This is a genomic window from Allocoleopsis franciscana PCC 7113 (assembly GCF_000317515.1).
In the GTDB taxonomy this organism is placed as follows: Bacteria; Cyanobacteriota; Cyanobacteriia; order Cyanobacteriales; family Coleofasciculaceae; genus Allocoleopsis; species Allocoleopsis franciscana.
This window is the reverse complement of the sequence record NC_019738.1, coordinates 3,421,437-3,434,267: the sequence shown is the minus strand read 5'-3', so window position 1 is coordinate 3,434,267 and position 12,831 is coordinate 3,421,437. Positions and strand designations below refer to the sequence as shown.

The 12,831-nt window shown below is 48.9% G+C and carries 8 protein-coding genes and 1 tRNA gene; 3 read left to right on the top strand and 6 right to left on the bottom strand.

The window, feature by feature from the left end:
- Positions 1 to 228 precede the first annotated feature (228 nt).
- Positions 229 to 528: a ferredoxin gene (locus tag MIC7113_RS14290; protein ID WP_015182884.1), complete on the top strand. Its 300-nt coding sequence runs from the start codon at positions 229 to 231 to the stop codon at positions 526 to 528.
- On the opposite strand, the gene MIC7113_RS36380 is transcribed toward MIC7113_RS14290, so the two are convergent.
- From MIC7113_RS36380 to MIC7113_RS38115, 3 genes are all read right to left on the bottom strand, one after another.
- The gene (locus MIC7113_RS36380; protein WP_155897999.1) at positions 525 to 692 is read right to left on the bottom strand and encodes a hypothetical protein; all 168 of its coding nucleotides are present in this window, start codon (positions 690 to 692) and stop codon (positions 525 to 527) included. The genes MIC7113_RS14290 and MIC7113_RS36380 overlap by 4 nt on opposite strands.
- A 112-nt stretch (positions 693 to 804) precedes the next feature.
- Positions 805 to 2,397 carry a SpoIID/LytB domain-containing protein gene (locus tag MIC7113_RS14285; RefSeq protein ID WP_155898199.1) on the bottom strand — a complete coding sequence of 531 codons (1,593 nt, stop codon included), beginning with the start codon at positions 2,395 to 2,397 and terminating at the stop codon, positions 805 to 807.
- 323 nt (positions 2,398 to 2,720) lie between these two features.
- A complete protein-coding gene (locus MIC7113_RS38115) occupies positions 2,721 to 9,206 on the bottom strand; it encodes a response regulator (RefSeq protein ID WP_015182882.1) in 6,486 nt (2,161 codons plus the stop codon).
- A 499-nt stretch (positions 9,207 to 9,705) separates the two neighbouring features.
- On the opposite strand from MIC7113_RS38115, the gene MIC7113_RS14275 reads away from it, so the two are divergent.
- Positions 9,706 to 10,002: a hypothetical protein gene (locus MIC7113_RS14275; RefSeq protein WP_041780060.1), complete on the top strand. Its 297-nt coding sequence runs from the start codon at positions 9,706 to 9,708 to the stop codon at positions 10,000 to 10,002.
- A gap of 374 nt (positions 10,003 to 10,376) precedes the next feature.
- Here MIC7113_RS14275 and MIC7113_RS14270 read toward each other — a convergent pair.
- From MIC7113_RS14270 to hisF, 3 genes are all read right to left on the bottom strand, one after another.
- A tRNA-Ala gene (locus MIC7113_RS14270) sits at positions 10,377 to 10,449 on the bottom strand.
- A 68-nt stretch (positions 10,450 to 10,517) separates the two neighbouring features.
- Positions 10,518 to 10,730 (bottom strand): hypothetical protein, encoded by a 213-nt coding sequence (locus MIC7113_RS14265; protein WP_015182881.1) that lies wholly within the window; start codon positions 10,728 to 10,730, stop codon positions 10,518 to 10,520.
- Positions 10,731 to 10,855: 125 nt separating this feature from the next.
- Positions 10,856 to 11,623, bottom strand: a complete 768-nt coding sequence (hisF, locus tag MIC7113_RS14260) for an imidazole glycerol phosphate synthase subunit HisF (protein WP_015182880.1) — start codon at positions 11,621 to 11,623, stop codon at positions 10,856 to 10,858.
- Positions 11,624 to 11,716: 93 nt separating this feature from the next.
- Here hisF and ruvB point away from each other — a divergent pair, with 93 nt between their 5' ends.
- Entirely contained in the window at positions 11,717 to 12,820 is a 1,104-nt protein-coding gene (gene ruvB / locus MIC7113_RS14255) for a Holliday junction branch migration DNA helicase RuvB (RefSeq protein ID WP_015182879.1), read from the top strand.
- Positions 12,821 to 12,831: the final 11 nt, after the last annotated feature.

Below are 12,831 nucleotides of genomic sequence, written 5' to 3'. Positions count from 1 at the left end.
TTAGTTTTGACTCGACAACCTCGTCTGTGCAATATAAGAATAACTAATTTAATACTCATTTCAGAATTTCATTCCTAATCCTGTCTAACCTCTCTAGCTTTTTCTCGTAGTATCAGAAATGAAGCGAACACTGCAAAGGCAATCTTCCTCAAGACGAAGTACGCTCGTGTGAGGTACGCTGTCCCTTGGATTTCTACTGCCGTTTTACATCAACAGAGAGGAACACCCATGGCATCTTTTAAAGTCAGATTGATCAACGAAGCTGAAGGGCTAGACACCACTATTGAAGTTCCCGACGACGAGTACATTCTCGACGCCGCTGAAGAGCAAGGACTTGACTTACCCTATTCCTGTCGCGCTGGTGCCTGCTCAACCTGTGCTGGCAAACTGACTGATGGTACAGTTGACCAATCTGACCAGTCTTTCCTGGATGACGAGCAGATCGAAGCTGGTTACATTCTGACCTGCGTTGCCTATGCAACGAGTGACTGTACAATCCAAACACACCAAGAAGAAGCATTGTATTAAATTAGCGAGAAACCAAACAAACCTGTTTTCACTTCAAAGGCTCTGAGAGCTAGCGATCGCCCAAGGGGTAACAGCGTTCGCGTAGCGTCTCGTAGAGAAGCTGATCGCGCCAAGCGATCCGACAAAGTCGAACAGCGCCTAGCGCTATTTTGCCGCAATCTCATGTTTTTTGGGATAACCCCCATTAAAGTCAGTAATTTTACCTTTTGGCTTGGGTTCGTGGGCTTCAGAGTCAAACAGAATTATAAGCAGGAGCACGGTTTGGGTGTTCCTGCTTCATTTATGAGGAGATAGCTGAAAAGGGGAAGAAGCTTCCGGCGGTTGCCAAAAGACGAGTGAAGGCGATAAGGGTTGAATTTGAGTGCCGGGATAGTAGAAATTCAAAATTTGCTCTCCTGACCAACCAATATTCGCTAAGTTGTAAGCACCGTATTGACTCATACCGACACCATGCCCAAAGCCACCACCGACGAATGCATAGCCTTTCAGGATTTTATTGTCCCCGTAGATTGGCTCTAGGTAATAGAGAGTACTTAAGGGAGGTTCAAAGGCACTACGGGCGTCGTTTTTATGGATTTCAATGTTGCCGATATCGGTTTGTACAACAAGTTTGAGAATCCGTCCGGCTGGCGATCGATTCACGATTTGTATTTGCTGAATGGTCGTAAAGTTAACCAGGGGATGATTCCGATTCTTCAGATAACGCTTTAGATGCTTGGTGATTTGTTCGAGGGTTTTTGTTCTGCGCCAACGGAAGACATCTCGTCCTGTTTCATTGAATCCCTGCTTTAAGTTCAAGAACTGGCGGAGGTTGTTTTCATTGGCTAAAGATTTTTGTGACAAATCCCAGACGGCGTTAGGCGAGTCTACTTTGGCGGTTAAGTAAGGACGTTCTGGCCCATTCCAGACATCACTAAAAGGAGCCGTAACACCGCCAGTGGTAGAAGAATAGAGGGCATCAATCAGCTCATTGTTGTAAGTCAGCACCAACCCCTTTGTTTGTGCGATCGCTTTATCCGCTAGGGGAACTGTATCCGTAAGTCCCTTGTAAACTTGACAGTGGACATCAGCGCAAAGTTGGTAATTGTCAGCGGTAAATCGGCGTAGGTTGCGTAAGGCATAGGTTCGAGCCAAGATCGTCTGGGCGACGACGGCGGCATAAGGTGCCCCCCCACCAATTTCGTGAGGAACAACACCCCGTAAATAGGTTTCTAACGGTACCTGATTCACCAAAGTGTAGGTACCGTAGGCATTCGGCTGAAGTCGCAAACGTCCAGCATAGAGACGAGGGTTTTTATTGTTAGCACCCCGACTGACCTGGATTAAATTTTTCTTCGCAGAAATCTCTAACTCCCGACGATTGTAGCGAAAGCCATTGACCACAAATGAAGCTTTCGGCTCTTTTTCCACCATTTTTGTCGCGAGATAAGCCGTTGTGTCGCCTTGAGCTTTCAGATTTTGCAGAAGCATACGCCGTAGTAAAGGCGTTTGATAAACATCTCGCTTCGCCCAAACCTGCCAACGCTCCGGTTGTACGACTTCTACCTCAATCCCCAGTTGTCGCCATTGATTAGCCTTATCTTCTGCGGTTTCAAACGTCGATTCGTGATTCAGAACTAAATACTCTTCCAGCGCGGGAGTCTGTAGTGGCTGCATCACCGTTTCCAGCTTCAAACTCTCCAGTTGGACCGTTTCGGGTTTCATGTCGCCTGACAAAAAGCGTACCGTTAGGCGATCGCCTGAAGTGGCTTTCAAGGTCACCTGATCTGTGAGTTCCTCGCCGAAGCGTTGCACAATTCCCACCTTTAAATCGACTTCCTGAGCTTTCGCCGCCGGTTCAGGCCCAGTCGTCAGTCCGTATAGGCTCATCACCACCAGCAGGGTACCCAAGGCTTTAGGAATTCGTTTGTTGGTCAGCGTTTGATGTTTCAAAATCTTAGTCATTCGTGATTACGTCATTCGTGATTAAGCTGTCGCGCCAATAAAATTGCATTTACACTTGGTGGACAGGCAATCTTTCCCATCCCACCCATCGTTTCACGCAATAGGGTCGTGCCAAACTGAATCCTGTCAGGTTAGTTATTCATCCGGAGAGGGATTGAAGGTTGACAAGGAAATATGGTTCAAGGTTTTAAGCCTTAACTTTTTAACCTTCAACCTTCAACGGTTCGCCCCATGACCGATGACATCAATCAAGCATTGCTGTTAAACAGGACTTCGCCTTTAATCATGCGCTGAGCGGCATCCAATAGGACTTCTTCCAAATAGGGCTTGGTGAAGTAGCCACTGGCTCCCAACTGAGATGCCATTTGTCGGTGTCGGTCGGCACCGCGTGAGGTGAGCATCGCAATGGGTAGGTTGGCGAGCTTCTCGTCTTTCTGGAGTCGAGACAGCAACTCTAGACCATCCATTCTCGGCATTTCAATGTCACAAAACACAATGTCGCAAGGTAAACCTGAGCGGAGTTTATCCCAAGCCTCCTGACCGTCACGAGCTTGTTCGACCCGATAACCGGATTTACTGAAGGTCATGGAAAGCAGTTCGCGCACGGTAATGGAGTCATCCACAATCAGCACCATCGGTTCAGACTTGGCCTCAATGATTTCTCCTGGCAGTTCAACCTGAGGTTCTTCCCTAGGCCAGAGGGTCACACCACCATCCTTGCGAATCCGTCCGTTCGCCAGGTCAATTAATTCTAGAACATCCGCGATCGCCATAATCCGACCATCCCCTAAAACCGTAGCCCCAGCGATTCCCACGGGCTTAGGCGGTGGGCCTTCGAGTTGCTTAATCACGATTTCTTGTTCACCTAACACTTGATCCACTTGGATGGCGAGGAAGTTCCCCGCACTCCGCAGCACCACAATGGAAATCATGTCATCTTCCCGTTTGCCGCCGTAGACCGTGTTGCGACTGAGTTGACGCTTGTAGGTGAGCAGATCCGAGAGAGAGTGGAAGGGTAGGAGCGTATCTCGCCATTGAATGCAGGATTGACCCTCTGCATTGGTCTGAACGCGATCGTTCAAAATATCCATCATGTCTTCCACCCCATCCATGGGGAAAGCAATGCGGGCGCGATCGCTCAGGCAACAGAGCGCTTTACAAATACTCAGCGTCAGAGGTAGACGAATGGTAAAAGTTGTGCCTTTGCCCACAGTGGAATCAATGTGGATCGTTCCGCGAATTTCACTCAAGCTGGTGCGGACAACATCCATCCCCACACCTCGACCGGAGAAATCGTCGGCTTTGTCTTTGGTACTAAAACCAGGGTGGAACAGACAGTCATATAACTCTACATTCGTCAGAGTTTTGGCGTCATCGGCCTTAATCAGTCTTTGCTGAATGGCCTTAGATCGGACTCGTTCGGCATCGATTCCGGCTCCATCATCGGAGATAGAAATCACCGTCTGGTTCCCTTGGTGGAACGCTCGCAGCGTCACTCTACCAACGGGTGGCTTCCGAGCGGCTTTGCGGACTTCTGGCGACTCAATCCCATGCGTCAGGGCGTTGTTGACCAGGTGTGTCATCGGGTCATAGAGGTGTTCGAGAATCATCTTATCGATCAAAGTTTCCCGACCCTCAACCTGTAACTGAGCCTCTTTGCCTAACTTCCGAGAAATTTCGTGTACGGCACGCAGCAAGCGATCAGCATTCTGGGCAAAGGGCACCATCCGTGCTCGGGTTAATCCTTCTTGGAGTTGGGTGGTGATTTGCCGTAACATCCGAGCCACCTGATCGGTTTCATCCACCAAAAATTCAATGTCAGATGCCGACTCCCGGACTCGAACGATCAGTTCAATCATTTCTTGGGACAGCAAATGGAAGCCGGTGAACCGATCCATTTCTAGGGGATCGTATTCTTCACCGGAGTGATGAAGCGGAAGGGAGAAGAGATCGGACTGTCCTGGGGAACGATGACCCGGACGGCTCGCCAAGAGCGAACTTTCCAAGAGACTGCGCTCATACAAGTCCTGCATCCTCGCCCCCACATCACTCAGAGCTAAAACCTGATGGGATAAATTATCCAAAAATTGCCGCAGGCGTTCTTGGTCTTGCTCTAGGGTATTGCGGTTGACCACCAGTTCTCCCACCAAATTGCTGAGGCTATCTAGATGTTTAACCGGTACCCGCATTGTATGCTCGAACACGCGGGGGGGACGGGGACGCATAGAAGGGCGCGTTCTACTTTGGTCAGGCATGGCACTCGGAGGCCCCCCCAGACTTTTATCGGCTTGCTTTAGTAAGCTCTCCAGGTCTCCAAATTCGTCTGCTAAAGAACTGGCCTTCGAGGTGGCACGATTCACGGGGGCTGGGGCTGGTGAATCCGGTGCTTGGGTCTGGTCTTCTAATAGGGAATCGAGGTCTTGAAACACATCCAAGTCGCTCGATTCGGTAGTTGGGTGACTTGGAGCCTCAGCCAGCATCGCCTCTAAATCGGCAAATTCATCGAGTCCGTCGAATTCACCATTCCCAGATGTGGTATCCCAAGCGTCTAGACCCGAAATCGCTAGTTCTTCGCCCCCACCTAGCATGGATTCTAAATCATCAAATTCCAAGGCTTGAGAATTATCCGCTGCACCCCCATCCAGCATGGATTCTAAATCGTCAAATTCCAAGGATTGAGAATTATCCGCCGCCCCCCCATCCAGCATGGATTCCAAATCGTCAAATTCCAAGGATTGAGAACGATCTGCTGCTGAATCCTGTGCAGCAGTCGCGTCCAGATGCGCGTCCGCCTCGCTCTCGGTGAACAGGTGATCACTCTCCTGTGTTTCCCAATCCAGATTCAGTTCGGTTGTCGTTTCATCCTCTAGGGCCTCAAAGTCAAAGGCTGCTGCCTGAACAGGTGTGTCCACTTCGTCATCGGATAGCGCCGTGAGTTCGGTATCCGGAACATCACTCTCTTGAGTCGCGCTTAACAAATCATCCCAAGTTTCAGCCTCCGGAACCTCATCGGTCTGAGAACTGAAGACATCCTCAAAATTCTCGGACTCAGTCGCGCCTGTACCTTCCCAATCAAAATTGAGGAGATCATCAGCTACGGCTTCCTCTGTCAGCGGCTGCTCCTCACTAACATCTATCTCCGTGTCAAATAAGTGATCCGTTGCACTCTCTGAAACATCGAAGGAATCGCTATCTCCAAAGAGTCCGTCACCCAACAGCCCATCGAAGTCTGACGCGGACGGACTGTCTAATGCCCTGCTCTCAACACTGGCATCCGGAACCGATACTTCTAGCCCCTCTAAGACCGCACTATCCGCTTCGTCCCATTCAAAAAGCGGAGTTTGAGCCTCTGCGGTGGTTTCTTCCCCTGCCTCAAACGCCCAATCTAATGATGACGAATTGTCAGCCCATGAATCCGCATCTGCATTGGAGTCATTGGCGCTCAACGATGACAAATCGAAATCTGATGGCGTTGGAGCCTCTACGGCTGCGCTATCGGTTTCCCCGGAAGATTCATCCCCAAACATAGCCTCGAAATCTGACACGGGTGAGGCGTCTAACGCCGCACTTTCCCTTTCCGCAGAGGAAGCTTCGGTGAATTCCAGGTCAAAGAGGTCATTTTCCGGGGTATCAAAGAAGGCATCTGAGAGTTCTGCACTCTGGTCTTCCTCGGAAGCGCTGGACTCGAAGAGCAAGTCTTCAAACGTTTCTTCTGGCAGCGCTGATTCTTGTAGACTGGCGACGCCGGCGTTGTCCGATGCCTCTGGTATGTCGAAGAGGGAAAAGTCTTCAAAGTTGAGGGGCTGTTCGACCTGCGAGTCGCTTGGCTCGTGTGTTTCCTCCCAAAAAGAGCCATCGTCATCGTCGTTAATCGGCGATCGCGCATCAGCCTCGCTCACGTCCTCTGCATTCAAGAAGCCATTCAGGTCATCTAACTCAGAGTGAGCTTCTATCTGATCTAAGTCGGAGAATTCCAAGCCTTCGCTGGCCTGAGTTGCCGCTTCTTGTGTGGGTGTCTCTAACAAATCCTCGAAAGCTTCTAGAGCTTGCAATGCGGCACTTTGGGCTGCCATGCTGGTAGAAAGGGCTTCATCCTCCAACAAGTCATCCCGATCGCCAATATTATTAACCTCAAAGTTGAAGGCATCGCTGGATGTTTCCTCGAAATCAAAATCGAGGGCAGATGCATCGCCCTCTGCGTCCCTTCCGGCTAACTCAAACTCATTTGAGGTTGACTCTGGCTGATTCACATCCCAAAAAGACTCTTCGGTTGCACTATCCTGCCAGGAAGACAAATCGTCGTCTGCCTCACTCTCTGACTGCCCTAAGCTTTCTGGCATCAGGTCAGTTGTCGTGGGATCGGTCAAATCTCCTCCGAGCTCGAAGGTAGCCGCCTCATCAAGGGGGATTTCATTTTCTTCATCCCAGTTCCAATCATCTACACCGCTCAGCTCATCCGTTGACATAAAGTTTTCCAGAGCCAAATCTGAAAAACTCTCCCTCTCTTGTGCTGGGATGTCAGAGGTAGAGGTATCGAAGAAGCTGTCGTCCAGGGATAGGTCGCTTGGCTGAAATAAATCAGCCGTATCTGCATCGAGGCCAAAATCATCAAATTGGAGACTCTCAACCGGGGTCAGGTCTCCTACTTCTTTGCCTTGATTAAAATCGGCCTGGGTATCAAAATCAAAATCTGCCGTAGATTCGTCTAATTCTTCCCAGCCCAAAACTGTAGCTTGGTTGTCAATGACGGGTTCGTCACTCAACTCTGGATCGGGTGCCGTTCCACTCGCAGGACTCGCGGTATGAGGACGTTCACCCCCAACATTGGCGGAAATTTCCGTCAGTTCGCCAAAGTCCATGTCTGACTGAGTAGGGGCGACTGAGTCCAACCCAATCGCTTCATCCTCCAGGTTTTCCAATGGCTGTGATGAGTCTTCCCAATCAAAAAACTCATTGTCCTGGGTAGGGAAGCTCTCACGGATTAATGCTTCTGTCTCGTTCGAGAACTCCTCTGGCTCTGATGCAAACACATCCGCCATGGGCATGGCAAACAAATCATCGTCCGGATGCTGCAATTGGGAGGTAGGGTCAGCCTCCAAATCAAAATCGTCTAAGTCTTGTTCCAAAAGACTGTTTTCTTCAAAGAAGCTGTCCCCAAATAAATTGCTTAAGTCCTCTGATTCGCGGCTGGAAGCGAACACGGGATCGGGGCTATCTTCCTCAAATAGCAAATCAGAAAAGTCATCCATCCCTGAATCGGTTGTACTGAGGGGTGTTTCAGCGTCTAGACCTCTCCAGTTTGAATCGCTTGATTCTGGAGTATGAGGAACGACTTCTTCTAGGGATTCATCTCCAAACAAATCCATCAAGTCTTCGCTGGTCGAGGCGTCATCGCTGAGGTTTAAGCTATCTAGATCGCTGACGAGGTCAGAAAAATCACTCTGCTCATCTAAACTAAATGAGTTGCCGGAGTAAGATGCCGTCGAGTTGTCGTCTAAATTGATAACTTCTTCGTCTTGCCAGGTTTCATCCAAATCGGGCATTTGACCTTCAAAAATATCCGCCAGAGTGTTCAATTCTGCCACGCCAACTTCGGGTTCGCTAGGGGCTGCAAATCGGTAAATTCTTCTCGTTTTTTGCTGTTCCGACTGGATAAAGGCTGGAGAGGAAGCACTGTCACCTTCTACTAAGGTTTCGGGGATGTAGTCTTGGAGGTCGGATTGAATCTCTGTGTCTGAGCCGTCAAAGAGATGCGTTAATGACGATTCACTCTCGTCTTGAAACGTCTGGCTATGGGATTCTAGGGTTTCGGACTCTTGAGCATCGGGTGCAAAATCCTGGTCAAAACTCCGATCAAATTCTGATTCTTGGGATTGGAGTTCCACGGGAATCTCTGAGGCGTGGGACTCTGGAACGAGGGCGTTGAGCTGTTCGCTGGCGCAAATTTCAACTGAGCGACCGGCGATCACTAATTCTTGAGCTTGTTTGATTTCTTTGATGACAATGTTAGCCAGCAGGCGATAGGAATTGGCCGAACAGGCGATCGCGACCCGTGCCGTCTCCAGTAACTCGTCCCAACCGGGCAAGTCTTGCGGTTCGCCCAAACGAACTAGATTCAGACAATGAGCCTGTAAGGCTTCCCGATGTTCGGGCAGGTCTTGCTGTTTAAACAGCTGTAACATCTCCCGCAGTTCTATCAGGACATCTCGTTTAAAGTTCGCTGGCAGGGGTTTGGGATTTGCTGTATTCATCTGAGAATTTGCCAAGGTTACCTTGGGGGCTTCAACCATTACGGCAGGAGAATCGCTTGCTGTTTGCACCAGCGTTTCTAGATGGGTGTGCAGTTCCTCAAAGACGGGTTCAGCATCCGACATGATTTCCCCAGCGGTGTCGTCGCTTAGGCCAAATGGGCTTTGAAGTTGCTCTACGAGTGCCTGAAGGGTATCAAAGACCCGCAAGAAGAGAGATTCTAACTGATTGTCTGGTTTGACTGACGACTCTTGTAGGGTTTTGAAACAGTCTTCGAGGCGATGGGCTGTCTGCTGAATGCTATTAATTCCCAACATCGCTGCCCCACCTTTGACGGAATGGGCAGCACGGAAGATTTCGTTGAGCATCTCCCTGTCTTCCATGGTGCTTTGCAGACTGAGCAAACCCTGCTCAATGGTATTGAGGTGGTCTTTTGCCTCCTCAATGAAGTAGCCCATGATGCGCTGTTGTTGTTCAGACTGCATACTAATATCCCTATAAGAGTCTTCAGTAATCTGGGGACACCCGCCCCTATATCCACCCGGAACCTCAAAGCTTGAAATTTACTTCCACAGCTTACGGCTCACGTATCATTTATCGTTACCTTAGATAGATTTCAATGTAGCCAATATCTTTAGGATCGACATCAACATCTATATAAATAGTGTCACTGTTCGTTTCCGTGACACAGCTTATCGAAGCCTTCTTCCATGATCGCTCTTTAGGGTCTCTAGCTGAAGCCCCTGCTGTGACTAATTTTCTTGCCCACGCTTTGGCAGAGAGATTTTGAGTGAGTAATGACGCTAAATTTAGATAAATTATCGGTTTTTTCGGGCTATTTCAGGGTTGCGTTTATACCTGGGTTGAGGAGCAAAACGAAGGAGAAAAGATTATAGAGGTATCATGCCCAGGGTCATTAACCAGGAGACTAGATCCTGAGCCAGACTACAATAACCGATATACTCGGTTGCTGCGAGGTGAGCAATGCCAGGTGCAGATTTACCAGATATTGGTGCAAACTGCGAAAATGTCTTTTCGGAGGTTTTACCCCAACCGTCAACACTCTTTAGCGGAAAGACACTATGGAACGGGATGAGTCTGGAACATTACTACCTACCGGCGGGAGAGACTCCTGAGTATTTTCTTGAACAATTTGTTATCACTATTAATCTTGGGCAGAGTGTTCACGTAGAGCGAATTTTGGATCGGCATCTGCAAACCGGGTTAATGTTTACGGGTGCCGTAGGGCTTTGTCCGATGCCTGACTGGAGTGACTCCTAAAACTTTACTCAAGCCATAGCAAGATTGTGCAAAAACTGCAAGAACGTGCAAGACTCTTTGCTTATTTCCTACCACTATTAAGTCAACTAGATCTAATGTTCCTTTGGTGGTGAAAACGTTTGTTTCCCCTCAGGATATTGGTCAAGTCGAAATCGGACAACCCGTAAACATTAAAGTATCAGGATGTCCCTATCCCGACTATGGAACTCTGGCTGGTTCTATCGTGCAAGACAACATTTCCGAGCCTCTGGGCTGGTTTCTTCTGCCTTCTGCCTTCTGCTATATCAATATGGATGTGGCAATCCCCATGGGCTGCCACGCCAAACACAGGAATTCCATCCACTGTCGCCTTCTTGATTCTTGGTTACTTTACATGGAGCTAAGCGGATTCGAACCGCTGACCCCCTCAATGCCATTGAGGTGCTCTACCAACTGAGCTATAACCCCGTACCGCGTATTCTACGATAGCTTGATAATTTTGCTTCGTCAAGCTTTTGGGGAGAAAGATCCATAATTTAGTAAAACAAGCTGGAAGATTGAGCCATGTGAGTCAGATAGCCAACGTAGCTACCCATTAGGAAATAAACCACTAACATGGCAGCAGCAGACATCGCCACTAAAGTACCCGCTAACATGAGAGAGAATTCTTGGGTGTCGAAGGCTTCCTGCATCAGGTGCAGCGACCAAGCCACCAACGCGACATCAAGTATTAAAATAAAAATCAACATAAATTACGAAATGTAACAGTCACCCCCTATTCTAGCAGTCGCTATGACTGCTGCACAGAGTAAAGCTGTATGATCTGTATGACAAAAATTGATGACTTCGGGCGCTTAAAGCCAAATGTATTACGCTAAAATCGCACAGCAACTTGATGTTCTTTCAGATAGGTTTTGATTTGGGAGACGCTGAGTTGCCCGTAATGCAGCAGAGATGCCAGAAGCGCCGCTTCGGCTTTCCCGGCGGTGAGGGCTTCATGAATATGAGCACAATTCCCTGCGCCGCCAGAGGCAATCACGGGAATTTGCACTTGTTCAGCGATGGTACGTGTCAGTTCTAAATCATACCCGGCTTGGGTTCCATCGGCATCCATGCTCGTCACGAGTAGTTCGCCAGCACCGCGTCGCTCAACTTCTTTCGCCCACGAGATGGCGTCCTTGCCTGTATTTTCTCGTCCACCTCGGACGTAGACATCCCATCCTGGATTATTGGGGTCTTGGCGGCGTCGCGCATCAATGGCAACAACAATGCACTGATTGCCGAAGCGATCGCTAGCTTGATTCACAAAGTCTGGATTACGCACCGCCGAGGAATTAATACTAACTTTATCCGCCCCAGCCCTTAACAATTGTTTAATCATTTCTAAGGATTGAATCCCTCCACCCACGGTTAAGGGGATAAAGACCTGTTCTGCGGTGCGATAGACCACATCAATGATAATCTCCCGGTCTTCATGGGTGGCAGTGATATCGAGAAACACCAGTTCATCCGCCCCTGCCTCGTTATAAGCTTGAGCTAACTCCACTGGATCACCGGCATCTTTGAGATCAACGAAGTTAATACCTTTGACAACCCGTCCGGCTTTCACATCTAAGCAAGGTAAGATTCGTTTAGCGAGCATGGCTTGAGTGTCCTTAGTAATCAGTCATTAGTCCTCCATGCTCTCATCATTCTCTGGATCAGAGGAAGCTCACTCAGAACGAATGGTTTAATTATGGCGATAACCTCCTTTAAACAACAGTCTCAAGAACCGGATCGGCAGCCTCAGTCCAGCAAGAAATCCAAGGGTAAGGGTCGCCGTAACAATTTCCGCAAACCTGAGACAGAAGACCCAGACCTTTTGCTGGCAACGGCAATGGCGGACGAAACGGGTAACCAGGAAGAGGGTATCCGACCCCAACGACTGGATGACTATATTGGGCAAAAAGAATTAAAGAGTGTTTTGCATATAGCGATTCAAGCGGCAAAAGGTAGAAACGAATCACTCGATCACCTCCTGTTGTATGGTCCACCCGGATTAGGGAAAACCACCATGTCGCTGATTTTGGCAACGGAGATGGGGGTGAATTGCAAAATTACGGCAGCACCGGCCTTAGAACGTCCGCGAGACATTATGGGCATTCTGTGCAGCCTGAAAGAAGGGGATATCTTATTTATTGACGAAATCCATCGGATGACGAGGATGACGGAGGAATTGCTTTATCCGGCAATGGAGGACTATCGCTTAGATATCACCATTGGTAAGGGTCAAACGGCTAAGACTCGTAGTATCCCCTTGCCCAAGTTTACGCTAGTAGGGGCAACCACACGAGTTGGGTCACTCACTTCGCCTCTGCGCGATCGCTTTGGTTTGATTCAACGCCTACGCTTTTATGAAACTGATGAACTGACTTTAATTGTAAAAAGAACCGCCGACGTTCTCAAAGTATGTGTAACTGAAGAGGGTGCCGAAGAAATTGCTCGTCGTTCTCGTGGAACCCCCCGAATTGCGAACCGACTTTTAAAGCGGGTGCGAGACTATTGCCAGGTCAATAAAGTTGAATCCATTGACCGAAAGTTTGCCGAAGAAGCGTTAGAAGTATTTAATGTAGACCCGATGGGGTTAGATTGGACGGATCGGCTGGTACTGAAGGTGATGATTGAGCAATTCAATGGGGGGCCTGTGGGTTTAGAAGCTGTGGCATCGGCAACCGGGGAAGATGCTCAAACCATTGAGGAGGTGTATGAGCCTTATCTTTTACAGATTGGTTATGTACACCGGACGCCTCGTGGTCGTGTGGCTACAGTGGCAGCTCGAAAGCATTTGAATTATGAGTAGAAGGTCAAAGC

What these genes read in the sequence shown, in the direction of transcription:
- MIC7113_RS14265 (WP_015182881.1), bottom strand. Translation starts at nt 10,730, where the DNA reads ATGTTGATTTTTATTTTAATACTTGATGTCGCGTTGGTGGCTTGGTCG.
- MIC7113_RS14275 (WP_041780060.1), top strand. Translation starts at nt 9,706, where the DNA reads ATGCCAGGTGCAGATTTACCAGATATTGGTGCAAACTGCGAAAATGTC.
- MIC7113_RS14285 (WP_155898199.1), bottom strand. Translation starts at nt 2,397, where the DNA reads ATGAGCCTATACGGACTGACGACTGGGCCTGAACCGGCGGCGAAAGCT.
- MIC7113_RS38115 (WP_015182882.1), bottom strand. Translation starts at nt 9,206, where the DNA reads ATGCAGTCTGAACAACAACAGCGCATCATGGGCTACTTCATTGAGGAG.
- hisF (WP_015182880.1), bottom strand. Translation starts at nt 11,623, where the DNA reads ATGCTCGCTAAACGAATCTTACCTTGCTTAGATGTGAAAGCCGGACGG.
- ruvB (WP_015182879.1), top strand. Translation starts at nt 11,717, where the DNA reads ATGGCGATAACCTCCTTTAAACAACAGTCTCAAGAACCGGATCGGCAG.
- MIC7113_RS14290 (WP_015182884.1), top strand. Translation starts at nt 229, where the DNA reads ATGGCATCTTTTAAAGTCAGATTGATCAACGAAGCTGAAGGGCTAGAC.
- MIC7113_RS36380 (WP_155897999.1), bottom strand. Translation starts at nt 692, where the DNA reads ATGAGATTGCGGCAAAATAGCGCTAGGCGCTGTTCGACTTTGTCGGAT.